We start from the raw sequence: 25,233 nt of genomic DNA, 5'->3' as shown, positions 1-25,233 counted from the left end.
CGGGTACGTGCGGAAAAGCGCAGCAAGACATGCAGGACGAATGAGGGGAAGACTCGTGTCCGCTCCACGCCTGAGGGCGACGCCGCTACCGGGTATCGGGGTGCAGTACGACCTGGTGACCCGTGAACACCGCCATCTGTCGGTGGTGGCGCACCGCGACGGCGCCCGCACTGTGAACGTGTACCGGGCCGACGATCCCGACTCCTGCGCCCACTCGCTCCGGCTCACCGGGCAGGAGGCGGGTGCGCTGATCGACACGCTGAAGCCGTCCCACCACAGCGCGAGCCTGCTGTACACGACCGATCTGGGGCTGGTCGCCGAGCGGATCGAGGTGTCCGCGACGTCCCGCTGGAACGGGCGGGTCCTGGGCGACACCCGGATGCGCACCGACACGGGCGCGTCGATCGTGGCCGTGCTGCGGCGGGCCGAGGCGATTCCGTCGCCGGCACCGGACTTCCGGCTGTCTGGTGGTGACATCCTGATCGTCATCGGCACCCGTGAGGGCGTCGACTCCGCCGCGGCGATACTCGGGCAGGAGTGAGCCTGTGCACTCCGCGGTTCTGCTGATCGAGTTCGGTTCCATCATCCTGGGGCTCGGGCTGCTCGGCCGGTTCGCCGGCCGCTACCGCCTGTCCCCCATCCCGCTGTACCTGCTGGCCGGCCTCGCCTTCGGGGAGGGCGGGCTGCTGCCCCTCGGCGCGAGCGAGGAGTTCGTGGCGACCGGCGCCGAGATCGGCGTCATCCTGCTGCTGCTGATGCTCGGCCTGGAGTACACGGCCGGTGACCTGGTCACCAATCTCAAGTCGCACTATCCCGCCGGTCTCGTCGACTGCGCGTTCAACGCGGTGCCCGGCGCGGTGGCCGCGCTGCTGCTGGGCTGGGGTCCGGTGGCCGCCGTTGTCCTGGCCGGCGTCACCTGGATCTCGTCGTCCGGCGTCATCGCGAAGGTCCTCGGCGACCTGGGCCGGGTCGGCAACCGAGAGACGCCGGTGATCCTGAGCGTGCTGGTCCTGGAGGACCTGGCGATGGCGGTGTACCTGCCGATCGTCACCGCGCTGGTGGCCGGCGCCGGGCTGATGACGGGCAGCATCACGCTGGCCGTCGCGCTCGCCGCCGCCGGGCTGGTCCTGTTCGTCGCTGTCCGCTACGGCCGGCTGATCTCCCGGTTCGTCTCCAGCGACGACCCGGAGAAGCTGCTGCTGGTGGTGCTGGGCCTGACGATCCTGGTCGCCGGCGTCGCCCAGCAGCTCCAGGTGTCGGCCGCGGTCGGGGCCTTCCTGGTGGGCATCGCGCTGTCCGGCGAGGTCGCGGAGGGCGCGCACACGCTGCTGAGCCCGCTGCGGGATCTGTTCGCCGCCGTCTTCTTCGTCTTCTTCGGACTGCATACCGACCCGGCCAGCATCCCGCCGGTACTGCTGCCGGCGCTGGCGCTGGCGCTGCTGACCGCCGTGACGAAGATCGCGACCGGGTACTGGGCGGCGCGGCGCGCCGGAATATCCGTCAAGGGCCGATGGCGCACGGGCGGCGCGCTGGTGGCCCGCGGCGAGTTCTCCATCGTCATCGCCGGACTGGCGGTGTCCGCCGGGATCGAGCCGTCCCTGGGCCCGCTGGCCACGGCGTACGTCCTCATCCTGGTCGTCCTCGGGCCCCTCACCGCCCGCTTCACCGAGCCGCTGGCGTCGCGCCTGTTCCGCCGCCGGAACGATCCCGACCGGCCCGCGGAGGTGACCGGGGAGACGCCGCGGGCCAGGGAGGCCGAGGCGTCGGTGGGCGACTGACCCGGCCGGCGTCAGGCGTCCGGCGTCACGTCCGGCGCCCCGGGCCGCCACCCCTGCCGGCGCAGTACGCCCGCCACGTCCGGGGCCTCGTAGTGGTCGCCCTTGAGCACCTTGCCGTCGGCTCTGCGGCTCACCCGGCCGTCGGGGCCCCGCTTGGTCATGTTGGAGCGGTGGACCTCGGCGATCACCGCGTCGAGGTCGATGCCGTGGACCAGGGCCGTGCCGTAGGCGACGTAGACCACGTCGGCCAGCTCGTGCGCGAGCCGGTCGAGCGGGCCGGTCACCGACACCTCGGCGACCTCCGCGGCCTCCTCGGCGAGCAGGGCGCCCCGCTGGGCGGCCAGGGCGGGCTCGACCTCCGTCGGCGTGCTGCGGGTGTCCAGGCCGAGGGCCAGGTGGAACGCGCGGACCAGGTCGGCGGGCGTGGAGCTGCTCATACCGACGACTGTAGCGAGCGGCGCCGGCACCGCCCCACGCCCGTGCGGCCCCGGGTGTGAGCCCGGCCCTGGTCAGCGGGGATGCGGACTGGCAGGATCGCGCGCATGTCCACGATGTTCTCCCGTGCCGGCGGCCGCCGGGCCCTCACCGGCGCGGCCGCCGGTGTCGTCGCCCTGGGGCTGCTGCTCTGGTGGCTGCTGCCCCTGGGCGAGAAGCCGCCGAGCGGGACGATCACGTTCAGCACGGGCACGCGCGCCGGGGTCTACCAGAAGTACGGCGAGCTGCTGCGCACCGAGCTGCGCAAGGACATGCCGGGTCTGAAGGTGCGGCTGATGACCAGTGCGGGCTCCCAGGAGAACGTCGAGCGGGTCGCGTCCGGGGAGGCCGACTTCACCATCGCCGCGGCCGACGCGGTGGAGACCTACAAGATCGCCGACCGGGCCGGCGCCGAGCAGCTGCGCGGTGTCACCCGGCTCTACGACGACTACGTACAGCTCGTCGTCCCGAACGGCTCGGACATCCGGTCCGTCGCCGATCTGCGGGGCAAGCGGGTGGCCGTCGGCCCGCTGAACTCGGGTGTGCGCCTGATCGCCACCCGGCTGCTGCGGGCCGTCGGCATCGATCCGGAGCGGGACATCACGCCCCGGCCGGACGGCATCGACACCGGTCCGGGCCGGCTGGGTCACGAGATCGACGCGTTCTTCTGGTCGGGCGGGCTGCCGACGGACGGCCTCAGGCAGATAGCCGAAACGTCCGCCTTCCGCTTCGTACCGATAGGCGACGATCTCGTCGCCAAGCTGCACGCGTCCGGCGGCGCGACCCGCTACTACCGCTCCACCAACATCCCGGAGTCGGCGTACCCCACGGTCCAGAACGGTGCCGTGGTGCCGACGATGGCGGTGTCCAACCTGCTGATCACGCGCGCGGACATGGATCCGCGGCTCACCGAATGGCTGACCAGGGCGGTCCTCGACAGCCGTGACGGCATCGGGGCGCACGTGCACTCCGCCCAACTGGTGGACCTGCGGACGGCGATCTACACGGACCCGCTGGAGCTGCACGAGGGCGCCCGGCGGTACTACCGGTCGGTGAAGCCCTAGGGCCGGCCTGGCCCCTTGCGCGCTCCCGACCTCGGCACCGTGACCGTCACGGTCAGTCCGTGCGGTTCGTGGGGGGCGAAGGAGATCTCGCCGTCGCCCGCCGCGAGCAGCGCCCTGCAGATGGACAGGCCGAGGCCCGAGCCCTTGATGTTCTGGTGCCGGCCGCTGCGCCAGAAGCGGTCGCCGACGCGGGCGAGCTCCTCGTCGGTCAGACCGGGCCCGTTGTCGGTGACCTCGACGGTGGTGGTGCTGCCGGTGGAGGTGACCGTGACGCCGACGGTCTCGCCGGCCGGCGTGAACTTCACCGCGTTGTCGATGACCGCGTCCAGTGCGCTGGACAGCGTCACCGGGTCGGCCCAGCCCGTGGTCGGCGGGCAGTCCCCCTCCAGCCGTACGCCCTTGGCCTCGGCTGTCGGTGACCAGGCGGCCAGCCGCTCGGCCGTCAGCGCGCCGATGTCGGTGACCTTGAGGTCGGCCTCGCTATGCTCGGCCAGCGCCAGGTCGAGCAGGTCGTCCAGGACGCGGGCGAGGCGCTTGCCCTCGGCCTGGACGGAGGCGATCTCCTCGTTGCCCTCGGGCAGTTCGAGTGCGAGCAGTTCGATGCGCAGCAGCAGCGCGGACAGGGGGTTGCGCAACTGGTGCGAGGCGTCCGCGACGAAGGCGCGCTGCTGCTCCAGCACGTCCTCGACGTGGTCGGCCATCTCGTTGAAGGACCTGGCCAGACGCCTGAGCTCGGGTGGTCCCCCGGAGGGCGCGACCCGGGACTTCAGCCGTCCGGTGGCGATGTCGTGGGTGGTGGCGTCGAGTACGCGCACCGGCCTGAGCACCCAGCCGGTCAGCCGGAGCGCGGCGCCCACGGCGAGCAGCATGGCGGCGATCTCGCCGGCCCCGATGACGAGCCAGCCGCGCAGGGTCCGGGAGCGCATCGCGTCGGTGGGCGAGTCGGTGACCACGACGGCGACGACGTCTCCGTCGCGGATGACCGGCGAGGCCACCACGAGCCGGCCGTCCTCCCAGGGCCACACCTGCTGCGGATCGTGGCTGCGGCGGCTGAGGAGCGCCTCGTCGAAGGCGTCGCGCACCTCGCCGGCCTGCGGGAGGAACCAGGTCGTCGGCGCGTTGGCCATGGGGATCTGGTTGCGGTAGAAGACGCCCGCCCGGATGTCGTAGACCTCGTAGTAGCTGGTGAGCTCGGTCTGCAGGGTCTCCTGGCGCTCGTCCGTCGTGGTCAGGCGGGAGCCGCCCGGGGCGGACTCGGTGACGAACTGGGCGAGCGCCGCGAAGCGTGCCGTGTCGTCGATGCGGTCGACGACGACGCGCTGCTGTTCGGCGCGGGCGACGCTTACGGCGAGCGGGACACCGAGGGCGAGCAGCACGGCCGCCATCAGGACGATGAGCAGCGGAAGCAGGCGTGTGCGCACCCGGCCCCGCTACGCGGTGGGGGCGACGAGGCGGTAACCGACGCCGCGCACGGTCTCGATGAGTGCCGGCATGCGCAGCTTGGACCGCAGGGAGGCGACGTGCACCTCCAGGGTGCGCCCGGTCCCCTCCCAGCTGGTGCGCCAGACCTCGCTGATGATCTGCTCCCGGCGGAAGACCACGCCGGGACGCTGCGCGAGCAGGGCGAGGAGGTCGAACTCCTTGCGGGTGAGCTGGACGGCCGCCCCGTCGACGCTGACCTGGCGGGTCGGCAGTTCGATGTGCACGGCGCCCAGGCGCACCACGGCCTCGGCGGTGCCCGGAACGTCCTCGTGGGCGGTGCGCCGGCTGACGGCGTGGATGCGGGCGAGCAGCTCGCCGGTGTCGTACGGCTTGACCACGTAGTCGTCGGCGCCGAGGTTGAGGCCGTGGATGCGGGAGCGGACGTCGGAGCGGGCGGTGACCATGATCACGGGGGTGGCGGTGCGCTTGCGGATCTTGCCGCAGACCTCGTAGCCGTCCTGGTCGGGCAGGCCGAGGTCGAGCAGGACGACGCCGAAGCAGTCGCCCTCGGGGACGAGCGCCTGGAGCGCCTCCTCGCCGTTGCGCGCATGGGTGACGTCGAAGCCGTGCCGGGCAAGGACCGCGGACAGCGCGGCCGCGACGTGGTTGTCGTCCTCGACGAGCAGCAGTCTCATCCGGGCCTCCTTCGGTTCATCGGCCGTACGATCGGGGCGGGTACAACAGGGCGGGTACGTCGGAACGGGTGGACGGCGTGTGCGCGACGTGTGCACGCGCGCGCGTGCCCAGTGCAGTGACGCCGATGGAGGGCCGCGGCGTCAAGAGGCTTCCGGCCGCAGTCGCCCGAAGTTATCCGGCCGATATGTGCCCTGGTCGCCCGAGCTACGACGGGTGTCCGATTGCTATCGGATCGTGATGCTCAGATTCCCCTCAGATGTAGAGACGCAGGTCGTTCGGCGTTACTACTGTCCTCCGAAACCGAGGAGGACGGAGCCCGAAAGCGATGACCGAAGTATCGGTGGCCAAGGAAGACGTGGCCGCGACCGGCGAACTGGTCGTGCTGAGCAATGTCAACAAGCACTTCGGCGCGCTGCACGTGCTCCAGGACATCGACCTGACGATCACCCGCGGCGAGGTCGTCGTGGTCATCGGGCCCTCCGGGTCCGGTAAGTCCACACTGTGCCGCACCATCAACCGCCTGGAGACCATCGACTCGGGCGCGATCACGATCGACGGCAAGCCGCTGCCCGCCGAGGGCAGGGAGCTGGCCCGGCTGCGCGCCGACGTCGGCATGGTCTTCCAGTCGTTCAACCTGTTCGCGCACAAGACCGTGCTCGAGAACGTCACGCTGGGCCAGGTCAAGGTCCGCAAGGTCGACGCCGAGAAGGCCGAGGAGAAGGCCCGGGCCCTGCTCGACCGGGTCGGCGTGGGCGCCCAGGCGGACAAGTACCCGGCCCAGCTCTCCGGCGGTCAGCAGCAGCGTGTCGCCATCGCGCGCGCCCTGGCCATGGACCCGAAGGTCATGCTCTTCGACGAGCCGACGTCGGCTCTCGACCCCGAGATGATCAACGAGGTCCTCGAGGTCATGCGGCAGCTCGCCCAGGACGGCATGACCATGATCGTGGTCACGCACGAGATGGGGTTCGCCCGGTCCGCCGCCAACCGCGTGGTGTTCATGGCGGACGGCCGCATCGTCGAAGAGGCCGCGCCGGAGCAGTTCTTCAGCAACCCGCGCAGCGACCGTGCCAAGGACTTCCTGTCGAAGATCCTCCATCACTGACGCTCCTGGCCCGGCGCCGGCGAACCGCGTCGCCGTTCGTCTCGCCACCCGCCCCTGATGGCCCGCATCTGATCGTTTGATCCTCTGATCGTCCGATCGCAGTTCGATCACAGCCAAAGGATGTTCACCATGAAGCTCCGCAAGGTCACCGCCGCCTCGGCCGCCGTCCTCGCCCTCGCCCTGTCCGCCACCGCGTGCGGCGGCGACGACAGCGACGACAACGGTTCCGGTGGTGGCAAGAAGATCACCATCGGCATCAAGTTCGACCAGCCGGGCCTCGGCCAGAAGACCCCGGACGGCTACGCCGGCTTCGACGTCGACGTCGCCACGTACGTCGCGAAGAAGCTCGGCTACACCGAGGACCAGATCGAGTGGAAGGAGTCGAAGAGCGCCGACCGCGAGACCATGCTGCAGCGCGGTGACGTCGACTTCATCGCCGCCACCTACTCGATCACGCCGGAGCGCCAGGAGAAGGTCGACTTCGCCGGCCCCTACCTGCTCGCCCACCAGGACGTGCTGCTCCGCGCCGACGACGACAAGATCAAGGCGCCGCAGGACCTCAACGACGCCAAGCTCTGCTCGGTCACCGGCTCGACCTCGGCCCAGAACGTCAAGAAGAAGCTGGCCCCCGATGCCCAGCTGCAGAACCTGCCGACGTACTCCGCCTGCCTGAACGGTCTCCAGACCGGCGCCCTCGACGCGCTGACCACGGACGACTCGATCCTCGCCGGCTACGCCTCCCAGTCGCAGTTCAAGGGCAAGTTCAAGCTCGGCGCCTTCAAGATGACCAACGAGAACTACGGCATCGGCGTCAAGAAGGGCAGCGACCTCAAGGACAAGATCAACAAGGCCCTCGAGGAGATGGTGGCCGACAAGTCCTGGCAGAAGGCCGTGGACACCAACCTCGGCCCGGCCAACTACAAGAACGAGCCCGCGCCGAAGATCGGCGACATCAAGAGCTGAAGCAGCGCCTGACAGGGTGCGCCGCCCTCCGGAAGGGGCGGCGCACCGGGGCGGGCTTCCCTACACGCGAAAGCGCGGGAGATCGTGTTCGACTTTCTTGAGGATTACGACCTGCTGGGAGCCTTCTGGACGACGGTGCAGCTCGCTGCGCTCTCGGCCGTCGGCTCCCTGATCTGGGGCACCGTACTGGCCGCCATGCGGGTGGGCCCGGTGCCGCTGATGCGCGGCTTCGGGACCGCGTACGTGAACATCGTGCGGAACATTCCCCTGACCGTCATCATCCTGTTCGCGTCACTGGGCCTGAACCAGACCCTGGGCATCAGCCTCGGCTCCGACGACATCGAGACGATCAACTTCCGGCTCGCGGTCCTCGGCCTGATCCTCTACACCTCGTCCTTCGTGTGCGAGGCGCTGCGCTCCGGCATCAACACGGTGCCGGTGGGGCAGGCGGAGGCGGCGCGGGCGATCGGTCTGAGCTTCGGCCAGGTGCTCCGGCTCGTGGTGCTGCCGCAGGCGTTCCGCTCGTCCGTCGTTCCCCTGGCGAACGTCCTGATCGCCCTCATCAAGAACACCACGGTGGCCGCCGCCATCGGTGTCGCCGAGGCGGCGCTTCTGATGAAGGAGATGATCGAGAACGAGGCGCAGCTGCTGCTGATCTCCGCGGTCATCGCCGTCGGGTTCGTGATTCTGACGCTGCCGACCGGCCTGATCCTGGGCTGGGTGGGCAAGAAGGTGGCGGTGAAGCGATGAGCTCCGTTCTCTACGACGCCCAGGGCCCCCGCGCCAAGCGGCGCAACATCCTGTTCAACGTCCTCTTCCTCGTCGTCTTCGGGGCGCTGATCTGGTGGGTGTTCAGCACACTCTCCGACAAGGGCCAGCTCGACGGGGAGAAGTGGAAGCCGTTCTTCTCGGGCACCGAGGCCTGGTCCACGTACATCTGGCCCGGTCTGGAGAACACGCTGAAGGCCGCCGCGCTCGCGGTGGTGATCGCGCTGCCGCTCGGTGCGGTCCTCGGCATCGCCCGGCTGTCCGACCACGCCTGGGTGCGGGTTCCGGCCGCCGTCGTGGTCGAGTTCTTCCGGTCCATCCCCGTGCTGGTCCTGATGATCTTCGGCCTCGCCCTGTTCGCCGAGTACACCAGCGTCAGCGCGGACGACCGTCCGCTGTACGCGGTCGTCACGGGTCTCGTGCTGTACAACGCCTCCGTCCTCGCCGAGATCGTCCGGTCGGGCATCCTGGCCCTGCCCAAGGGCCAGGCCGAGGGCGCGATGGCGATCGGCCTGCGCAAGGGCCAGGTGATGCGGCTGATCCTGCTGCCGCAGGCGGTCACCGCGATGCTGCCGGCCATCGTCAGCCAGCTGGTCGTGATCGTGAAGGACACCGCCCTCGGTGGCGCCGTCCTGACCTTCTCCGAGCTGCTGTCCTCCGCCAACACGATGAGTGCCTACTACGGCGCCAACACCATCGCGAGCTTCACCGTGGTGGCCCTCATCTACATCGCGCTCAACTTCGCGCTCACCAGCTTCGCGAGCTGGCTGGAGCGGCGACTGCGGCGGGCGAAGAAGTCGACCGGGGCCGTGCTCAAGGTGGACGACGCGGGCACGCCCGGAACGCCGGCGGCCGGGGGCGGCGTGGCCAAGACCTGACCCCTGGTCAGAATGTGCGACCATGACGGAGGCAGTGGCAAGATCGCCACTGCCTCCGTTCGCTTGACGCAAGCAGTGGCAATGGGTTGCATACGTTCTGTGACCGTGCACCCTGCTCCAACTTCCTGTTCACCCACGTCCCCCGGGACGCCGTCACAGGCAGGGGGCACTGCACCGTGGATCCGGTGATCATCGCCGGAGCGGGGCCCGTCGGGCTCGCGCTCGCCCTGGCGCTGGCACGTCAGGAAGTGCCCTGCGTCGTCCTCGACGAGGGTCCGGGCAAGGACGAACCGCGTCCCGCGCGCACCGTCGTCCTGAGCGAGGACGTCGTCGCCCTCGTCGAGAGGCTCACCGGGACCTTCCTGGACGAGGCCGGTTTCCGTTGGGCCGGATGGCGGGCGATGCGGCGCAAGCAGGTGACGCGCGAGGTCTCCTTCGACGACAGCGACCCGGCACCGCTGCACATCGCCCAGCACGTGCTGAGCGGGATCCTGCGCGCCGCCCTGGACCGCGAGCCCCTCGTGAAGGTCGCGGCGGACAGTCGTCTGGACGGCATCGAGCAGGAGACGTCCGGCATCACCGCACACACCCGCGGCCCCAAGGGCACCTGGTGGCGCGGCAGTTACCTGGTCGGCTGCGACGGCCCCCGCTCGACCGTGCGCAAGCTCCAGGACATCCGCTTCCCCGGCCGTACGGCGGTGGAACGATACGCCGTCGCCGCGCTGCGCACCGAACTCCCCTGGACCGACGAGGCACTTCTGCACCGCACACCGCCCTGGCGGACGTCCGGTCCGTCGGGCAGCGAGATCGTCGGCCGCCCCCTGCAGGACGGCGTGTGGCGCCTGGACTGGCTGCTGCCGCCCGGCAAGGACCTGGTCACGCCCGAGCTGCTGGTGAACCGGATCCGGGAGACCCTCACCGGCTGGCGGGCCGGGGCCACTCCGTCGTACGAACTCCTCGACACCGGCGTCCACACGGTCCACCACCGGCTGGCCCGCCGCTGGCGGGTGGGGCGCGTGTTCCTCGCCGGGGACGCGGCGCACCTGCTCGGCGCGCTGGGCACTCAGGGCCTCGACGAGGGGCTGCGGGACGCCGAGAACCTGGCCTGGAAGCTCGCCCTGGCCTGGCACCACGGACCCCAGGAGGCGCTGCTCGACAGCTACCAGAAGGAGCGGCGCACGGCCGTCGCGGCCCGGCTGCGCGCCGCCGACCAGGTACTGCCGCTGCTGCGCGGCGGCGGGGGGCTGCGGTCGTACGTCCCCGGCTCGGCCCGGGGTCACGACGCCCTGCTCGCCGACGGTCACCTGGGGCGCGGCGCGCTCGGGGCGCCGGGGACGTACGCCGGTTCGCCGCTCATGCCGGCTCCCCTCGACGGCGAGGTGGCCGTCGGCACGACGCCGGGTTCTCCCGTCACCGACGTGCGGGTCACGGCCGAGGACGGCACGTTCGTGCGGCTGCGGGACCGGCTGGGGCGCGGTGCGCTGCTGGTGGTGCTGATCGCGCCGGGCACGGGGGTCTGGGACCGCAAGCACTGGGTGACCGCCGGCGTCATGCCCCGGCTGGCGGCGGCCGTGACGGCGCTGCCGCACCATGCCGAGCTGCTGGTCGCGGAGCGTTACCCCGGGGCCGCGGCGCACACGGTGCTGCTGGTGCGTCCCGACGGAGTCCTGGTCACGGCGCTGAACGGGGTGCGTCCCGCCGACCTCTACACGGCGGCCGAGGCGGCGCTGGGCGGGGCGAGGAAGGCGGCTGCCGAGGCGGGAGCCGCGGCCGGCGCCCGCTGAGCGGGCGCCCGTGAGGTGTCGGCGGCGCGTTGCCGGCGGCCGGCCGCCGGCACGCTGACGGCCGGCCGGTCGGTTGCGGCCGGGGCGGGCGGTCGCTCGTCGGGGTTCCGTGGTCGTCGGCCGCCGTCCCTATCGTGGGGGTGAGTTGACCGGCCCACGCCGTCATGGTCTACTCCGGAGCGTGACCGACACCGATGTGCGCCTGTGGCGGAGGGTCCACATGGACCTCGTCCGCTATGCGGGCTGCGTGTGTCGCCCGTCCTGCTGACTTCGCATCACTTCCTTCGCGCGTCCCGCTTCGCCATGCCGCCGCGCGCTCCTCGCGAACCCCCAGGACGGTACCCATGTCTGTGTCCTCCCCTGCCCCTGCCTCGACGGCCCCCGGCGCGCCCGCGCCGACCCAGGCCGAACTCCTCGACTTCGTGCGGCGCGTCGCCGCCGACGCCGAACTGATCGCCTCGCTCCCCCTCGACCCCGAGGGCCGCACCTGGGTGCGGCTGGCGGGGCCCGGCGGCAGCGAGGCCTGGCTGATCGGCTGGCCGCCCGGCACGGGGACGGGCTGGCACGACCATGCGGAGTCGGTGGGTGCCTTCGTGACCGCGGCGGGCGAGCTCAAGGAGAACGCGCTGGCCGCCCGGCTGCCCACCGACGGGTGGAAGACCCTGGAACTCACCGACGGCGTGGACCGGGAGCGTCGCCTGCCCGCCGGGAAGGGGCGCGCCTTCGGACGGCACCACGTGCACGAGGTGCTCAACGAGTCTTCCGACCGGCACGCGGTCTCCGTCCACGCGTACTTCCCGCCCCTGCCGCGGATCCGTCGGTACAGTCGCAGCGGCCAGGTCCTGCGCCTGGAGGAGGTAGAGCGTCCGGAGGACTGGCAGTGAGCGAACAGATCAGGATCGACACGGTGCTGGAGCGGGTACGCCGGGGCTACACCCGCATCGAACCGCACGCGGCGTACGAGGCCGCGAAGGCGGGTGAGGCGCTGCTGGTCGACATCCGGTACGCCGCCCTGCGCGACGCGGACGGCCTGATTCCGGACGCCTTGGTGATCGAGCGCAACGAACTCGAGTGGCGCATGGACCCGCGGGGCAGCCATCGCGTTCCCGAGGCGACGGACCACGATCTGCGTGTCGTGGTGGTGTGCAACGAGGGTTACGCCTCCAGCCTCGCCGCGGAGTCCCTGCACCGGCTGGGGCTGCACCGGGCCACCGATCTCGTCGGCGGGTTCCAGGCGTGGCGGGCGGCGGGGCTTCCGGTGGCCGTGCCGTAGCCCACCTGGGGCGGTCGGGACGGTGCGCGGACGGCGGCGCGCGCGGTCAGAAGCCCTCGCCGCCGAGGAACTCCGTGTCCTCGCCCTCCTCTTCCAGCGCCTGGCGGACCACCCGCAGGGCCATGCCCTCGGGGTAGCCCTTGCGGGCCAGCATGCCGGCGAGGCGGCGCAGCCTCTTGTCGCGGTCGAGGCCGCGGGTGGAGCGCAGTTTGCGGGCGACGAGCTCCCGTGCGGTCTCCTCCTCCTGCTCGGAGTCCAGCTGGGACACCGCCGCGTCGATGAGGGTGGAGTCGACGCCCTTGGTCCGCAGCTCCCGGGCGAGAGCGCGCCGGGCCAGTCCGCGGCCGTGGTGCCGGGACTCCACCCAGGCGTCGGCGAAGGCGCTGTCGTTGATCAGGCCGACCTCCTCGAACCTGGACAGCACCTCCTCCGCGGCCTCGTCCGGGATCTCCCGTTTGCGCAGGGCGTCGGCCAGTTGCCTGCGGGTGCGCGGGGTCCCGGTGAGCAGGCGCAGGCAGATCGCCCGTGCCTGCTCCACCGGGTCCCGCGGAGGCTCCCCCTTCTCGGCCCTCGACGAGGAAGTGGCACCTCCGTCCTCGGCGAACGGCTCCGCGCCCTCGCGCCGACGGCGCCCGCGGGGGCCGCCCGCCCCACGGGTCCGGCCGGCGGCGCGTGTGTCCGCCCCGTGTCCGCCGCCGTCCGGCCCGGCGGAGTCCGCGTCACCCGGTCTCCGCCGTTCACGCTCCGGCGCGGCAGTGTCCGGGGAGGCGTACTCGGCCCAGTCGGTTCGTCGTGTCACGGTCAGCTCTTGGCTGCCGCGGCCTTGGACTTGGTGACCTTGGCCGTCGCGGGGGCGGGGACCGCCGCTGCGGCGTCGGCCGGGGCGGCGAAGACCGCGGCGTCCGTACCCGGCTCGGCGGCCGGCTCCTCGGGACGCACGCCGACGCCCAGCTTGACCTTGATCTTCTTCTCGATCTCGTTGGCCAGGTCGGGGTTGTCCTTCAGGAAGTTGCGCGCGTTCTCCTTGCCCTGGCCGAGCTGGTCGCCCTCGTACGTGTACCAGGCGCCGGCCTTGCGGACGAAGCCGTGCTCCACGCCCATGTCGATCAGGCCGCCCTCGCGGCTGATGCCCTGGCCGTAGAGGATGTCGAACTCGGCCTGCTTGAAGGGCGGCGCGACCTTGTTCTTGACGACCTTGCAGCGGGTGCGGTTGCCGACCGCCTCCGTGCCGTCCTTCAGCGTCTCGATGCGGCGGATGTCGATGCGCACGGAGGCGTAGAACTTCAGCGCCCGGCCACCGGTCGTGGTCTCCGGGGAGCCGAACATCACACCGATCTTCTCGCGGAGCTGGTTGATGAAGATCGCGGTGGTCTTGGACTGGTTGAGCGCGCTGGTGATCTTCCGCAGGGCCTGGCTCATCAGCCGGGCCTGGAGACCCACGTGGCTGTCGCCCATCTCGCCCTCGATCTCCGCACGCGGCACGAGCGCGGCGACGGAGTCGATGACGATGAGGTCGAGGGCGCCGGAGCGGACCAGCATGTCCACGATCTCCAGGGCCTGCTCGCCGTTGTCCGGCTGGGAGAGGATCAGGTTGTCGATGTCGACGCCGAGCTTCTTCGCGTACTCGGGGTCGAGGGCGTGCTCCGCGTCCACGAACGCGACCTGGCCGCCGGCCTTCTGGGCGTTCGCCACGGCGTGCAGGGTCAGGGTCGTCTTGCCGGAGGACTCCGGGCCGTAGATCTCCACCACACGGCCGCGCGGGAGACCGCCGACGCCGAGGGCCACGTCGAGCGCGGTCGACCCGGTCGGGATGACCTCGATGGGCTCCATCGACCGCTCGCCCATGCGCATGACCGCGCCCTTGCCGAATTGGCGTTCAATCTGTGCGAGCGCGGCGTCCAGGGCCTTCTCGCGGTCGGTTCCTGCCATGGGTTCCACCCGGTTTGCTTGATTCGATCGCTTCACGTCAAAGACGCTAATGCCTGCCACTGACAATGGGCCTCGATGCGGGTCCGGCCTGTGGATAACTCGGGCACCTCTCCGCCCAAACCCAGTCGAATCGCCCGTCACGAGCCTCGCCGAAGCCTCCATAAGAATGGATGTTCGATTTTCGTGTCAAGCGCACCACGCGGCACCTCCGAGCGTACGTCTCCGCGTCCGCGGTACCGGCGGCTAGAGTGCGCGCACGCCGCGCGAGGAGGGGACCCATGGCCAAGGTCAGCATCAGTCTCGACGCCGAACTGGTGGTGGAGGTGATGGTCCTGGCGGGCATCGGCTCGCCCCAGGACGCCGTCGAGGCGGTGGTCCGGGACTACATCGCCCGCGGCCACCGCACGGAGACCCGTACGGAGACCAAGGACCGGAACCTGCGCGAGGTCGACGCCAAGCCGCAGGAACCCCAGGGCTGACCCCGGGGCGGCCGCCTCCCGCCGGCCGCGGCCGGGGCTCCTGCTCCCCGGGGCGTACGGCGGGTGTCTCCGCACGGACGACGACCGGGCGGCGGGTCCCGGGCCAGGCTCGTCCCATGCGCGACGAAGGGACCACCCGAGCCCGAGCAGCCACCGGCACCGGCACCGGCACCGTCCACGGGGCCGCGGCGGACACGCCGCCCGAACAGCCCGAGCGGTCCGCCGTGACACGCGCGTGCCACGCGACCGGTCTTCTCCTGATCCTCTCCGGCCTCGTGCACCTGGTGGTGTTCGCCGTGGACGGCGGCCCCTGGAACGGGCCGGTCTCCTGGCGCAAGCCGGTGACGTTCGGGCTGTCCTTCGGAGTCACGCTGATCGCGGTCGCCTGGATCACCTCGTACCTGCGCGTCCGGCCGGGCACGCGCGACGCGCTGCTCGCCTTGTTCGGCGCCGACTGCGTCCTCGAGGTCGCCGGCATCACCCTTCAGGCGTGGCGCGGAGTGCCCTCGCACCTCGACATGGAGACGCCGTTCGACACGGCCGTGTCGATGTCCCTCGCGGTGGGCGGCGGTGTCCTGGTGGTGCTGCTGACCGTGTTCGCGGTCGTGTCGTTCCGCCACCGGCCCGCGGGGCCGGCGGGCATGGCCCTCGCCGTGCGGTCAGGGTTCGCGGTGCTGCTCGTCGGACTGGCTTCGGGAGCCGCGATGATCGCGCGCGGCGTGATCCTCACCCGGACCGGCCACCAGGAGGCGGCCTACCACTCGACGGCGCCGCTCAAGCCGCTGCACGGGGTGGGGCTGCACGCCGTCCTGGTGCTGCCGGCCCTGGCCCGGCTGCTCGCCTCGACGTCGTGGGACGCGACGGTACGGCGGCGGATCGTGACCGTGGCGGTGGGCTGCTACACGGCCGCCGTCGCCGCCGCCGGGGTGTGGGCCGGCCTGACGTACTGACCCGGGGGCTCGTCGTACGGCGCCGGTGGCGGCTCAGGCGGAGCCACTGCCTCCCGACCCGCCGTCCCCGGGGCCATCCGAGGGAGGCGCGGCGTCCGGGCGCCGGGCCCAGAGCTTGCGTATGCGCGTGAACGCCCCGGCCCCCGCCCCGCGGCGGTCGCGGTGCCCGTGGACGCGCGGATCGTCCGTGACGTCGTACCGCTTGACGTACGCCCCGAGGAACGCCTGCAGCGTGGCGACCGCCGGGATGGCGATCAGCGCGCCGACGGCACCCAGGAGGGCGGTGCCCGCGATGACCGAGCCGAAGGCGACCGCGGGGTGGATGTCCACCGTCTTCGACGTCAGCTTGGGCTGCAGCATGTAGTTCTCGAACTGCTGGTAGACCACCACGAAGCCCAGGACCCACAGCGCGTACCAGGGGTTGACCGTGAAGGCGATCAGCATGGGCAGGGCGCCCGCGAGATAGGTGCCGATGGTGGGGATGAACTGCGACACCAGGCCCACCCACACGGCGAGCGCGGGCGCGTAGGGCACCTCCAGGATCTCCAGCAGGACGTAGTGCGCGATGCCGGAGATCAGCGCCATCAGACCGCGCGAGTAGAGGTAGCCGCCGGTCTTGTCCACGGCGATCTCCCACGCGCGCAGGACCTCGGCCTGCCGGGCGGGCGGCAGGACCGAACAGAGGCCGCGCCGCAGCCGGGGGCCGTCGGCGGCGAAGTAGAACGAGAACAGCAGGATGGTCAGCAGCTGGAAGAGGCCGCCGAGGACCTGGGCGGACACGTCCAGGACGCCGCTGGCGCTGTTCTGCACGTAGTTGCGCAGCCAGTCGGAGCGGAGCAGGCCCTCCTGGACGTCCACCCGTCGCAGCTCGGTGTGGAAGTGGCCGTTGACCCAGGCGATCACGGAGTCGAGGTAGTCGGGGAAGTCCTCGACCATCTTGACGATCTGGCCGGCGAGCATGGACCCGAGCAGCGTCACGAAGCCCGCGGCGGCGATCAGTACGGCGAGGAAGACGATGAAGGTGGCCAGCCCGCGGCGCATGCCCCGCGCGGACATCCAGCTCACCGCGGGCTCCATGGCGAGCGCCAGGAAGAACGCGATGAGGATGTTGATCAGCAGGCCGGTGAGCTGGTGGAAGGCCCAGCTGCCCAGCTGGAAGACGGCGATCAGCGAAAGGGCCAGCACCATGGCCCGCGGCAGCCAGCGCGGCATACGGGCGCCCGGACCCGCGCCGCCGCCGGACGGGGGCGGGGCGGGCGGCGTCGTGCCGGACGGAGGGGTGTGCCGGGCCGTCTGCCCGGTCTCGTCAGTGGATGCCACGGACCAAGTCTCGCCCACGCCACCGACAGCGGACGCACGGTCCGCGATCTTCGTGACGGATCAGCGCTGCTCCTGTGGCACGTTCATGACGGTGCAGACGACCCGCCACACGTCCTTGGCGTCCCAGCCCGCCTCCAGCGCCCCGTGCACCGTGAGACCGCCGAGCTCCGTCATCACGTGATCGTGCGCGAAGGTGTCGGCGTAGCCCGGACCGAAGTGCTCCGTCATCCGCTCCCAGAAGACCGTCAACCGCATGACTCCAGTATCCCGCCCCTGAGAGTGGGCCCTGAGCCGGGACCGCGTACTGGGACCGCTTTCCGCCCTACGGTCTGACGCATGTCCGAGAACGGAGCTTCCCCACTCCCCCCGACGTCCGCCGCACGCTCCCCGCTCGCGCGCGCGGAGCGCTTCGTCTGGCTCACCGCGCGCGTGCTGGAGCAACGCCTGTTCGCGTACCACTTCCGCGACGGCGACGCCGGGCCGGTGGAGACCGCGCTGGACGCCTACCGCAACGCGGACGGCGGGTACGGTCACGCCCTGGAGCCCGATCTGCGCGGCCCCGTCAGCCAGCCGCTGCACACCGCGCACGCCCTGCGCGTCCTGGACGCCGTCGGGCGCTGCGGCGGGCAGCGCGTGGAACGGATGTGCCGCTACCTGACCTCCGTCTCCACCGCCGACGGGGCCCTGCCCGCGATCCATCCCAGCCAGCGCGGATACCCGGCCGCCCCCTTCGTGCCGGTGGTGGACGACCCTCCCGGGGAGCTGCTCGCCACCGGGCCGGTGGTCGGTCTGCTGCACCGCAACGAGGTCTGGCACGCCTGGCTGTTCCGGGCCACGGACTTCTGCTGGCGGGCGGTCGAGTCGGTGCGGACCTCCCACCCGTACGAGGTGGAGGCCGCCGTGGCCTTCCTGGACGCCGCCCCCGACCGTCCGCGCGCGCAGGCGGCGGCCGGGAGGCTGGGCCGCCTGGTGCGCGAGCAGCGCCTCGCGGTGCTCGACCCGGACGCCCGCGACGGCTACCCGGTCTCCCCCGGTTACGCACCGGGCGAGCACCACTTCCCCCACGACTACGCGAGGACCCCGCACTCCCTCGCGCGCGCGTGGTTCACGGACGAGGAGATGGCCCGCTCCCTCGACTTCCTCTCGGCGGAACAGGACGAGGACGGCGGCTGGCCCGTCCGCTGGCGCCACTGGGCACCCGCCCCGGCCCTGGAGGCACGCCCCCTGGTGACGCTCGACGCCCTGCGCACCCTGCGGGCGCACGGCCGCCCCATCGGCTGACCGGCCCCGTCCGGTCTCATCCGCCCAGGGCCCGCACACCCGCGGTGACGACCACCGCCGCCCCGACGACCAGCAGGAACGGCGCCCGCAGCACCAGGGCCACGGCGGCCGCGGCGACGCCCGCGGCCCGTGCGTCCAGGACGAGGGCCCGCCCGTCCGCGAAGGTCTGCTGGGCCGTGAGCGCGGCGAGGAGGGCGACGGGCAGCAGGGCGGCGAGACGCCTGACCAGCGGCCGCTCCAGGGCGCCCGCGGGCACGAGCAGCCCGGCGAGTTTGACGGCGTAGCAGCCGAGTGCGGTCACGCCGATCGCGATCCAGATGGTCAACGCTCTTCCTCCCGAACGGAACCCGGTGCGGTGTCCCGCGCACCGTCCTGTACGCCGTCCCGCGGGAGGGCCTGTGCGGCCCCGCCCCCGCGGCGTCCCCGCGCCCACAGGACGGCCGGCGCCGCCAGCGCGGCCACCAGGACGGGCACACCGGCGGGCAGGACCGGCAGCAGGCCGAGCCCCAGCAGGACGGCCAGCGCGGCGACCGTGCGCTCGGTGGTGGTCCTCAGCATCGGCGCGAGCAGTGCCAGGAAGACCGCGGGTCCGGCCGCGTCGAGGCCCCAGGCGTTCGTGTCCCCGATGGCCTCCGCGCCCAGGGCGCCGAGCAGGGTCGTGAGGTTCCACAGCACGTACAGGGTGAGACCGGTGACGGTGAACCCGATCCTGACGCTGCGTCGCGTCGGCTGCGCGAGGGCCACGGCCGTCGTCTCGTCGATGACCCACTGGGCCGCGAACGGCCGCACCGCGCGCGGGAGGGCCAGCAACTGCGACAGCCGCAGCCCGTAGAAGGCGTTGCGCACTCCCAGGAAGAAGGCCCCGGCCGCGGCCGTGAGCGGATTGCCGCCGGCCGCGAGCGCCCCCACGAGCGCGAACTGGGACGCCCCGGTGAAGACCAGGAGGCTGAGCGCGCAGGTCTGGAGCAGGGTGAGGCCGCTGCCCGCCGAGGTCACTCCGAAGGCGAACCCCGACAGGCCGACGGCGATTCCGACCCCGAGGGCGTCCCGTACGACGGCGGCGTCCGGTTTGCCGCCGGCGACGTCCGTTCGGGGAACGACTGTCTGTTCTGTCACGCCTCGAACGGTAGGAGCAGTCGCCGTCGCGCGTCTTGTACGTTCTTGCGCTCCCGCTGGTACGCGCCGGGCGGTACGCCCACGATGCGCGCGAAGTGCCGGTTCAGGTGCGGCTGGTCGGTGAAGCCCACGGCGACGGCGGCCTCGGCCGGTGCCGTACCGGCATCCAGCATCCGCCGCGCCCGGCGCACCCGGGCGTCCGTCAGCCAGGTGTGGGGCGGCATCCCGTACGTGTCCCGGAAGGCGCGCAGCAACGCGAACGGACTGCTCCCGAACTCCGCGGCCAGCGTCTCCAGGCTCGGCGGGTCGGCCATCCGCTCCTCGAGCACGGCACGCGCGCGTGCCGCGATCCGGGCCCCGGCGGTCCGCACCTCCCGCCGTGGCAGCGGGCCGCCGTTCAGCCGCAGCAGCCGGGTCACGACCACCCGCAGCAGGGTGTCGGCGGCGAGCGCGTTGCCCTCGTCGGCCGCCCGCAGCACCCGGTGCACCAGCTCGACGCTGTACGGATCGTCGAGCACCGGCCGGAGGAACCCCGGCGTACCGCGCATCGCGGTCGTCTCCGCGGCGATCCCGGCCACCAGGGCGGGCGACGGGTAGACAGCCCCGTACCGCCAGCCCTCCGGCACACCGGCCCGCCCCGTGTGCGGGGTGTCGGGATTGACCAGCGCGAGTGATCCGGCACCGGCGTACTGGTCGCTTCCGCCGTGATGGAAGACCTCCACACCGTCGGCGATGGCCGCGATGACGAAGTGCTCGTGGGTGTGCCGTACGAAGGTCTTGCGTATGTACTGGGCGCGCAGCAGGTCGACGCCGGGCAGCGCGGCGTACCGCCAGTGCCTCGCCCGTTCGCCCGATCCCGCCATGGGTCCATTCTCCGCCACCCGGGCGGCCCTGCCCGGTCGGCGTGCCCCCGACCGGGCCGGGCGGACGGGCGCCCCGTCGCCCGGCCCGGGCCGTTTGTCAGTGCCCGGGTGCAGGATGGATCCATGGTCAGCTCCGCACACCGGGCCCTGGACGGCTTCTCCCCCGCGACCCGCGGCTGGTTCACGGGTGCCTTCTCCGCGCCCACCGCCGCCCAGGCGGGTGCGTGGCAGGCCATCTCGGAGGGCTCGGACGTGCTGGTGGTCGCCCCCACCGGTTCCGGCAAGACGCTGGCCGCCTTTCTCGCCGCGCTGGACCAGCTGGCCTCCACACCTCCGCCGGCCGACCCGAAGAAGCGCTGCCGGGTCCTGTACGTGTCTCCGCTCAAGGCCCTGGCCGTCGACGTCGAGCGCAACCTGCGCAGCCCGCTGACCGGCATCCGCCAGGAGTCCGTCCGGCTCGGTCTGCCCGAGCCCGAGGTGAAGGTCGGCATCCGGTCGGGCGACACCCCGCCCGCCGAGCGCCGGGCCCTGGCCACCCGCCCGCCGGACATCCTGATCACGACGCCGGAGTCCCTGTTCCTGATGCTCACGTCGGCCACGCGCGAGGCGCTGACCGGCGTGGAGACGGTGATCCTGGACGAGGTGCACGCGGTGGCGGGCACCAAGCGCGGCGCCCATCTGGCGCTCACCCTGGAGCGGCTGGACGAGCTGCTGCCGAAGCCGGCCCGCCGCATCGGCCTGTCGGCGACGGTCCGCCCGGTGGACGAGGTCGCCCGGTTCCTCGCCCCCCGCGGCAAGGTGGAGATCGTCCAGCCCGACTCGGGCAAGGAGTTCGACCTCTCCGTCGTCGTCCCGGTCGAGGACCTGGGCGAGCTCGGCGGCTCCCCGGTCGCGGACGGCAACGAGGGCGCCGAGCGCCCGTCGATCTGGCCGCACGTCGAGGAGCGGATCACCGACCTCGTCCAGTCGCACCGGTCCACCATCGTCTTCGCCAACTCCCGCCGGCTGGCCGAGCGCCTGTGCAACAGGCTCAACGAGATCGCCTACGAGCGGGCGACCGGCGAGCCCCTCGAAGAACACCACTCACCCGCGGAGCTCATGGGCGGCTCGGGGGCCGCCCAGGGCGCCCCGGCCGTGATCGCCCGCGCCCACCACGGCTCGGTCTCCAAGGAGCAGCGCGCCCTCGTCGAGGAGGACCTCAAGGCCGGCCGCCTGCCCGCCGTGGTCGCCACCTCCAGCCTGGAGCTGGGCATCGACATGGGCGCCGTCGACCTCGTCGTCCAGGTCGAGTCACCGCCCTCCGTCGCCTCCGGCCTCCAGCGCGTCGGCCGCGCGGGCCACCAGGTCGGGGCGGTCTCCACGGGCGTGGTCTTCCCCAAGTACCGCGGTGACCTGGTGCAGGCCGCCGTGGTCACCGAGCGGATGCGCAGCGGCGCCATCGAGGCCCTGAGGATCCCCGCCAACCCGCTGGACGTCCTGGCCCAGCAGCTGGTCGCGATGACCGCGCTGGACACCTGGCAGGTCGACGACCTGCTCACGACCGTCCGCCGCGCCGCTCCCTTCGCCTCCCTGCCGGAGTCGGCCTTCACGGCCGTCCTGGACATGCTCGCGGGCCGTTACCCCTCCGACGCCTTCGCCGAGCTGCGCCCGCGCGTGGTGTGGGACCGGGTCACCGGGACCGTCACCGGCCGTCCAGGCGCACAGCGCCTCGCCGTCACCTCCGGCGGGACGATCCCCGACCGCGGGCTCTTCGGGGTGTTCCTCGCCGGCGCCGACCCCAAGAAGGGCGGCGGCCGGGTCGGCGAGCTCGACGAGGAGATGGTGTACGAGTCCCGGGTCGGGGACGTCTTCACGCTCGGCACGAGCTCCTGGCGCATCGAGGACATCACGCGCGACCGGGTGCTGGTCTCCCCCGCTCCCGGCGTACCGGGTCGGCTGCCGTTCTGGAAGGGCGACCAGCTGGGCCGTCCCCTCGAGCTGGGCCGCGCGCTGGGCGCGTTCCTGCGCGAGGTCGGTGCCCTCACGAAGGAGGACGCCCGGCTGCGCCTGCTCACGGCGGGCCTGGACGCCTGGGCGGCGGACAACGTGCTGGCGTACCTCGACGAGCAGCGCGAGGCGTGCGGCCATGTGCCCGACGACCGCACGATCGTCGTGGAGCGCTTCCGGGACGAGCTGGGCGACTGGCGCGTCGTGGTGCACTCGCCCTTCGGCGCCCAGGTGCACGCCCCGTGGGCGCTCGCGCTCGGCGCCCGCCTGTCCGAGCGGTACGGCATGGACGCCCAGGTCATGCACGCCGACGACGGCATCGTGCTGCGCCTGCCGGACGCGGATCTGATGGGCCTTGACCTGCTCGACCAGGAGCCCTCGCGGCCGGGGCGCGAGTACGACGCCGAGCAGGCCCCCGTGGGCGCGGGCGACGTCGTCTTCGACAAGGGTGACGTCGACCGGGTCGTCACCGACCAGGTGGGCGGATCGGCATTGTTCGCGTCCCGGTTCCGGGAGTGCGCCGCCCGTGCGCTGCTGCTGCCGCGCCGCAGTCCCGGCAAGCGCACCCCGCTGTGGCAGCAGCGCCAGCGCGCCGCGCAGCTGCTCGAGGTGGCGAGCGAGTACGGCTCGTTCCCGATCGTCCTGGAGGCGGTCCGCGAGTGCCTCCAGGACGTCTTCGACGTGCCCGGCCTGGTCGAGCTGATGGGCGACGTGGAGTCCCGCAAGGTGCGCCTGGTCGAGGTCACCACCCCGGAGCCCTCCCCGTTCGCCCGCTCCCTGCTCTTCGGGTACGTCGCCCAGTTCCTGTACGAGGGCGACTCGCCGCTCGCGGAGCGCCGGGCCGCCGCCCTGTCGCTGGACTCGCGGCTGCTGGCCGAGCTGCTCGGCCAGGCGGAACTGCGCGAACTGCTCGACGCGGACGTGCTGGGCGAGCTGGAGCGCGAGCTGCAGTGGCTCACCGAGGACCGGCGCATCAAGGACCCGGAGGGCGTCGCGGACCTGCTGCGCGTGCTCGGCCCGCTCACGGACACCGAGCTCGCGGAGCGGGGCGCGGAGCCGCAGTGGGCCCCCGAGCTGGCAGCCGCCCGGCGGGCGATCAAGGTGCGGATCGCGGGGGCCGACCACTGGGCGGCGATCGAGGACGCGGGCCGGCTGCGCGACGCGCTGGGCACGGCACTGCCCGTCGGTGTGCCCGAGGCGTTCACCGAGCCGGTCAAGGACCCGCTCGGCGACCTCCTCGCCCGGCACGCCCGCACCCACGGGCCGTTCACGTCGGTCACCGCCGCCGCCCGTTTCGGTCTGGGCGTGGCGGTCACCGAGGGCGCCCTTCAGCGGCTCGCCGCGGCGGGGCGGGTCGTGCAGGGCGAGTTCCATCCGGCCGGGATCGGCCAGGAGTGGTGCGACGCGACGGTGCTGCGCCGGCTGCGGCGCCGCTCCCTGGCCGCGCTGCGGCACGAGCTGGAGCCGGTGCCGCCGGCCGCGCTCGGCCAGTTCCTGCCCCAGTGGCAGCACATCGGCAAGGGACACACGCTGCGCGGCGTCGACGGGCTGGTCCGGGCGGTCGAGCAGTTGCAGGGTGCCTCCGTGCCGGCGTCCGCCCTGGAGAAGCTCGTCCTGCCGTCCCGGGTGGCGAACTACACGCCGGCGATGCTGGACGAGCTCACGGCCGCCGGCGAGGTGGTGTGGGCGGGAGCGGGCTCCCTTCCCGGCAAGGACGGCTGGGTCTCGCTCTACCTCGCGGACGCGGCACCGGTCCTCCTGCCGCCGCCGCACCCGCTGGAGACGACCGCGCTGCACCAGTCCGTCCTGGACAGCCTCTCCGGCGGCTACGGCCTGTTCTTCCGGCAGATCGCCGACCAGGTCCGTGCCACCACGCACCCGGACGTCACGGACCCGCAGCTCGCCGACGCCCTGTGGGACCTGGCCTGGTCCGGGCGGCTGACGAACGACACGCTGGCACCCCTGCGCTCCCTGCTGGGCTCGGGCCGCACCGCGGGAGCGACCGCCCACCGTGCCAAACGCGCGGTGCCGCGGGGCCGCTACGGCTCGCTGACGGCCGCCGCCCGCGCCACGTCCCGGACCGGTCCGCCGACGGTCGCGGGCCGTTGGTCGCTGCTCCCGGCCCGGGAGGCCGACACCACGGTGCGCGCCCACGCCCTGTCCCGCACGCTCCTGGACCGGCACGGCGTGGTGACCCGGGGCGCCGTCGCCGCCGAGGGCGTCGAAGGGGGTTTCTCGGCGGTGTACCGCATCCTGGCCGCCTTCGAGGAGAGCGGCCAGGCGCGGCGCGGCTATGTCGTGGAGGGGCTCGGCGCGGCACAGTTCGCCGTGGAGGGCGCCGTGGACCGGTTGCGCGCGGTCGCCAACGCCCGGGAGCGCGGTGAGGGTCCGCCCGGCCGGGCGGACTTCGGCGGCGGCCCCGGCGAGCGCACGTCACCCGACGGCCCCGCCCCCGACGACTGGGCCTTCGGCCGTGCCCCCTTCGACGACTTCGCGGCCGGCGGTGACGGCGACGCCCCGGACGGTTCCGCGGACGCCTTCTCGCCCGCCCGGTCGCTGCCCCGGGCCCGGGACGACCACGCCTCCCCGCGCGACTACGCCGAACCGGGTGCCGGGGGCCCGCGAGGCGGTGGCTCGCAGGGCGGCTACGGTCTTCCGCGCGACTCCTACGAGGCCGGTCCTCCCGGCCGTCGCCCCCGCCCGTCCCCCGCTTCCCGGGCCGTCGTCCTGGCCGCCGCCGATCCGGCGAACGCCTACGGCGCGGCCCTGAGCTGGCCCGAGCCCCCGGCCGGAGCCACGCACAAACCGGGGCGCAAGGCGGGGTCCCTGGTGGTGCTGGTGGAGGGCGAGCCGGCGCTCTACATGGAGCGCGGTGGCAAGACCCTGCTGCTCTGGCCCTCCGACCCGGACGGCCGGCCGGCCGAGGACGCCGCTCTGCACGCCGCCACGGAGGCTCTCGCCGCCGCCGCCCGCGCGGGTTCCCTCGGCACGGTCACGGTGGAACGCATCAACGGCGCCACGGCCCTGACGTCCCCCTTCGGTGCCCTCCTCGAGGAGGCGGGTTTCATCGCCACCCCGCGCGGCCTGCGCATCCGGGCGTGAGCCTG

25 protein-coding genes are annotated in these 25,233 nt (G+C 72.6%); 15 read left to right on the top strand and 10 right to left on the bottom strand.

Translation table 11 applies throughout. The features are described from left to right. The first annotated feature begins 55 nt into the window (after nt 1-55). Nucleotides 56-541: a cation:proton antiporter regulatory subunit gene (locus ACFWJB_RS17430; protein WP_189231791.1), complete on the top strand. Its 486-nt coding sequence runs from the start codon at nt 56-58 to the stop codon at nt 539-541. A gap of 4 nt (nt 542-545) precedes the next feature. Next, nucleotides 546-1,778, top strand: coding sequence for a cation:proton antiporter (locus tag ACFWJB_RS17425; RefSeq protein ID WP_385461782.1), 1,233 nt, complete (start codon nt 546-548; stop codon nt 1,776-1,778). An 11-nt stretch (nt 1,779-1,789) separates the two neighbouring features. Here the strand turns inward: ACFWJB_RS17425 and ACFWJB_RS17420 are convergent, their stop codons facing one another. After that, entirely contained in the window at nt 1,790-2,215 is a 426-nt protein-coding gene (locus tag ACFWJB_RS17420; RefSeq protein ID WP_385461785.1) for a MazG nucleotide pyrophosphohydrolase domain-containing protein, read from the bottom strand. A 105-nt stretch (nt 2,216-2,320) separates the two neighbouring features. On the opposite strand from ACFWJB_RS17420, the gene ACFWJB_RS17415 reads away from it, so the two are divergent. Next, nucleotides 2,321-3,316 carry a TAXI family TRAP transporter solute-binding subunit gene (locus tag ACFWJB_RS17415; RefSeq protein ID WP_385461788.1) on the top strand — a complete coding sequence of 332 codons (996 nt, stop codon included), beginning with the start codon at nt 2,321-2,323 and terminating at the stop codon, nt 3,314-3,316. Here the strand turns inward: ACFWJB_RS17415 and ACFWJB_RS17410 are convergent. Then, a complete protein-coding gene (locus tag ACFWJB_RS17410) occupies nt 3,313-4,737 on the bottom strand; it encodes an ATP-binding protein (protein WP_386923106.1) in 1,425 nt (474 codons plus the stop codon). The two genes, ACFWJB_RS17415 and ACFWJB_RS17410, sit on opposite strands and share 4 nt — an antisense overlap. Before the next feature lie 9 nt (nt 4,738-4,746). Next, nucleotides 4,747-5,433 (bottom strand): response regulator transcription factor, encoded by a 687-nt coding sequence (locus tag ACFWJB_RS17405; RefSeq protein WP_385461794.1) that lies wholly within the window; start codon nt 5,431-5,433, stop codon nt 4,747-4,749. Between the two features lie 326 nt (nt 5,434-5,759). Between ACFWJB_RS17405 and ACFWJB_RS17400 the strand changes: the two genes are divergently transcribed. The 8 genes from ACFWJB_RS17400 to ACFWJB_RS17365 all read left to right on the top strand — a co-directional run bounded on the left by ACFWJB_RS17400 (nt 5,760) and on the right by ACFWJB_RS17365 (nt 12,202). Further along, nucleotides 5,760-6,536 (top strand): amino acid ABC transporter ATP-binding protein, encoded by a 777-nt coding sequence (locus tag ACFWJB_RS17400; RefSeq protein WP_386923104.1) that lies wholly within the window; start codon nt 5,760-5,762, stop codon nt 6,534-6,536. Between the two features lie 129 nt (nt 6,537-6,665). Then, nucleotides 6,666-7,499, top strand: coding sequence for a glutamate ABC transporter substrate-binding protein (locus tag ACFWJB_RS17395; protein WP_385461800.1), 834 nt, complete (start codon nt 6,666-6,668; stop codon nt 7,497-7,499). Between the two features lie 84 nt (nt 7,500-7,583). Further along, the gene (locus tag ACFWJB_RS17390) at nt 7,584-8,249 is read left to right on the top strand and encodes an amino acid ABC transporter permease (RefSeq protein WP_385461803.1); all 666 of its coding nucleotides are present in this window, start codon (nt 7,584-7,586) and stop codon (nt 8,247-8,249) included. Beyond that, complete coding sequence (locus ACFWJB_RS17385; RefSeq protein ID WP_385461806.1) at nt 8,246-9,145, top strand: amino acid ABC transporter permease; 900 nt, start codon at nt 8,246-8,248, stop codon at nt 9,143-9,145. The genes ACFWJB_RS17390 and ACFWJB_RS17385 overlap by 4 nt, the downstream gene beginning before the upstream one ends. Nucleotides 9,146-9,321: 176 nt before the next feature. After that, a complete protein-coding gene (locus ACFWJB_RS17380; RefSeq protein WP_386923101.1) occupies nt 9,322-10,929 on the top strand; it encodes an FAD-dependent monooxygenase in 1,608 nt (535 codons plus the stop codon). 109 nt (nt 10,930-11,038) lie between these two features. Continuing rightward, the gene (locus ACFWJB_RS17375) at nt 11,039-11,197 is read left to right on the top strand and encodes a putative leader peptide (protein WP_386923099.1); all 159 of its coding nucleotides are present in this window, start codon (nt 11,039-11,041) and stop codon (nt 11,195-11,197) included. 76 nt (nt 11,198-11,273) lie between these two features. Further along, entirely contained in the window at nt 11,274-11,813 is a 540-nt protein-coding gene (locus ACFWJB_RS17370) for a cysteine dioxygenase (RefSeq protein WP_386923097.1), read from the top strand. Next, nucleotides 11,810-12,202, top strand: coding sequence for a rhodanese-like domain-containing protein (locus ACFWJB_RS17365; protein ID WP_386923095.1), 393 nt, complete (start codon nt 11,810-11,812; stop codon nt 12,200-12,202). The genes ACFWJB_RS17370 and ACFWJB_RS17365 overlap by 4 nt, the downstream gene beginning before the upstream one ends. Nucleotides 12,203-12,248: 46 nt before the next feature. Here the strand turns inward: ACFWJB_RS17365 and recX are convergent, their stop codons facing one another. Both recX and recA read right to left on the bottom strand, forming a co-directional pair. Beyond that, nucleotides 12,249-13,001, bottom strand: coding sequence for a recombination regulator RecX (gene recX, locus ACFWJB_RS17360; protein ID WP_385461816.1), 753 nt, complete (start codon nt 12,999-13,001; stop codon nt 12,249-12,251). Between the two features lie 2 nt (nt 13,002-13,003). Then, complete coding sequence (gene recA, locus ACFWJB_RS17355; RefSeq protein ID WP_386923093.1) at nt 13,004-14,131, bottom strand: recombinase RecA; 1,128 nt, start codon at nt 14,129-14,131, stop codon at nt 13,004-13,006. A 278-nt stretch (nt 14,132-14,409) separates the two neighbouring features. Between recA and ACFWJB_RS17350 the strand changes: the two genes are divergently transcribed. Both ACFWJB_RS17350 and ACFWJB_RS17345 read left to right on the top strand, forming a co-directional pair. Then, nucleotides 14,410-14,610, top strand: coding sequence for a DUF2191 domain-containing protein (locus tag ACFWJB_RS17350; RefSeq protein ID WP_385461822.1), 201 nt, complete (start codon nt 14,410-14,412; stop codon nt 14,608-14,610). 116 nt (nt 14,611-14,726) lie between these two features. Further along, a complete protein-coding gene (locus tag ACFWJB_RS17345) occupies nt 14,727-15,560 on the top strand; it encodes a hypothetical protein (RefSeq protein WP_386923091.1) in 834 nt (277 codons plus the stop codon). Between the two features lie 33 nt (nt 15,561-15,593). Here ACFWJB_RS17345 and ACFWJB_RS17340 read toward each other — a convergent pair whose 3' ends face one another. Beyond that, nucleotides 15,594-16,880 (bottom strand): AI-2E family transporter, encoded by a 1,287-nt coding sequence (locus ACFWJB_RS17340; RefSeq protein ID WP_386923089.1) that lies wholly within the window; start codon nt 16,878-16,880, stop codon nt 15,594-15,596. A gap of 60 nt (nt 16,881-16,940) precedes the next feature. Continuing rightward, nucleotides 16,941-17,135, bottom strand: coding sequence for a DUF3046 domain-containing protein (locus tag ACFWJB_RS17335; RefSeq protein ID WP_385461831.1), 195 nt, complete (start codon nt 17,133-17,135; stop codon nt 16,941-16,943). An 81-nt stretch (nt 17,136-17,216) separates the two neighbouring features. Between ACFWJB_RS17335 and ACFWJB_RS17330 the strand changes: the two genes are divergently transcribed. Beyond that, entirely contained in the window at nt 17,217-18,161 is a 945-nt protein-coding gene (locus ACFWJB_RS17330; RefSeq protein WP_385461834.1) for a hypothetical protein, read from the top strand. A gap of 16 nt (nt 18,162-18,177) precedes the next feature. Here the strand turns inward: ACFWJB_RS17330 and ACFWJB_RS17325 are convergent, their stop codons facing one another. From ACFWJB_RS17325 to ACFWJB_RS17315, 3 genes are read right to left on the bottom strand one after another with little or no spacing between them, the layout of a single operon-like run. Further along, entirely contained in the window at nt 18,178-18,486 is a 309-nt protein-coding gene (locus ACFWJB_RS17325) for an AzlD domain-containing protein (RefSeq protein WP_385461837.1), read from the bottom strand. Continuing rightward, complete coding sequence (locus tag ACFWJB_RS17320) at nt 18,483-19,277, bottom strand: AzlC family ABC transporter permease (RefSeq protein WP_385461840.1); 795 nt, start codon at nt 19,275-19,277, stop codon at nt 18,483-18,485. Before ACFWJB_RS17320 ends, ACFWJB_RS17325 begins: the two co-directional genes overlap by 4 nt. Continuing rightward, nucleotides 19,274-20,140, bottom strand: a complete 867-nt coding sequence (locus ACFWJB_RS17315; protein WP_385461844.1) for an AraC family transcriptional regulator — start codon at nt 20,138-20,140, stop codon at nt 19,274-19,276. The genes ACFWJB_RS17320 and ACFWJB_RS17315 overlap by 4 nt, the downstream gene beginning before the upstream one ends. Before the next feature lie 123 nt (nt 20,141-20,263). Between ACFWJB_RS17315 and ACFWJB_RS17310 the strand changes: the two genes are divergently transcribed. Further along, entirely contained in the window at nt 20,264-25,228 is a 4,965-nt protein-coding gene (locus tag ACFWJB_RS17310) for an ATP-dependent helicase (RefSeq protein WP_386923085.1), read from the top strand. The last annotated feature ends 5 nt before the right edge of the window (nt 25,229-25,233 follow it).

This window comes from Streptomyces sp. NPDC127100, assembly GCF_042724095.1.
In the GTDB taxonomy this organism is placed as follows: domain Bacteria; phylum Actinomycetota; class Actinomycetes; order Streptomycetales; family Streptomycetaceae; genus Streptomyces.
The sequence above is the reverse complement of the archived record's forward strand: the minus strand, read 5'-3'. Positions and strand labels throughout refer to the sequence as shown.

Coding starts and splice junctions, on each gene's coding strand:
- ACFWJB_RS17395 (WP_385461800.1), top strand. CDS start 6,666: ATGAAGCTCCGCAAGGTCACCGCCGCCTCGGCCGCCGTCCTCGCCCTC.
- ACFWJB_RS17405 (WP_385461794.1), bottom strand. CDS start 5,433: ATGAGACTGCTGCTCGTCGAGGACGACAACCACGTCGCGGCCGCGCTG.
- recA (WP_386923093.1), bottom strand. CDS start 14,131: ATGGCAGGAACCGACCGCGAGAAGGCCCTGGACGCCGCGCTCGCACAG.
- ACFWJB_RS17310 (WP_386923085.1), top strand. CDS start 20,264: ATGGTCAGCTCCGCACACCGGGCCCTGGACGGCTTCTCCCCCGCGACC.
- ACFWJB_RS17385 (WP_385461806.1), top strand. CDS start 8,246: ATGAGCTCCGTTCTCTACGACGCCCAGGGCCCCCGCGCCAAGCGGCGC.
- ACFWJB_RS17400 (WP_386923104.1), top strand. CDS start 5,760: ATGACCGAAGTATCGGTGGCCAAGGAAGACGTGGCCGCGACCGGCGAA.
- ACFWJB_RS17350 (WP_385461822.1), top strand. CDS start 14,410: ATGGCCAAGGTCAGCATCAGTCTCGACGCCGAACTGGTGGTGGAGGTG.
- ACFWJB_RS17330 (WP_385461834.1), top strand. CDS start 17,217: ATGTCCGAGAACGGAGCTTCCCCACTCCCCCCGACGTCCGCCGCACGC.
- ACFWJB_RS17315 (WP_385461844.1), bottom strand. CDS start 20,140: ATGGCGGGATCGGGCGAACGGGCGAGGCACTGGCGGTACGCCGCGCTG.
- ACFWJB_RS17370 (WP_386923097.1), top strand. CDS start 11,274: ATGTCTGTGTCCTCCCCTGCCCCTGCCTCGACGGCCCCCGGCGCGCCC.
- ACFWJB_RS17415 (WP_385461788.1), top strand. CDS start 2,321: ATGTCCACGATGTTCTCCCGTGCCGGCGGCCGCCGGGCCCTCACCGGC.
- ACFWJB_RS17345 (WP_386923091.1), top strand. CDS start 14,727: ATGCGCGACGAAGGGACCACCCGAGCCCGAGCAGCCACCGGCACCGGC.
- ACFWJB_RS17335 (WP_385461831.1), bottom strand. CDS start 17,135: ATGCGGTTGACGGTCTTCTGGGAGCGGATGACGGAGCACTTCGGTCCG.
- ACFWJB_RS17420 (WP_385461785.1), bottom strand. CDS start 2,215: ATGAGCAGCTCCACGCCCGCCGACCTGGTCCGCGCGTTCCACCTGGCC.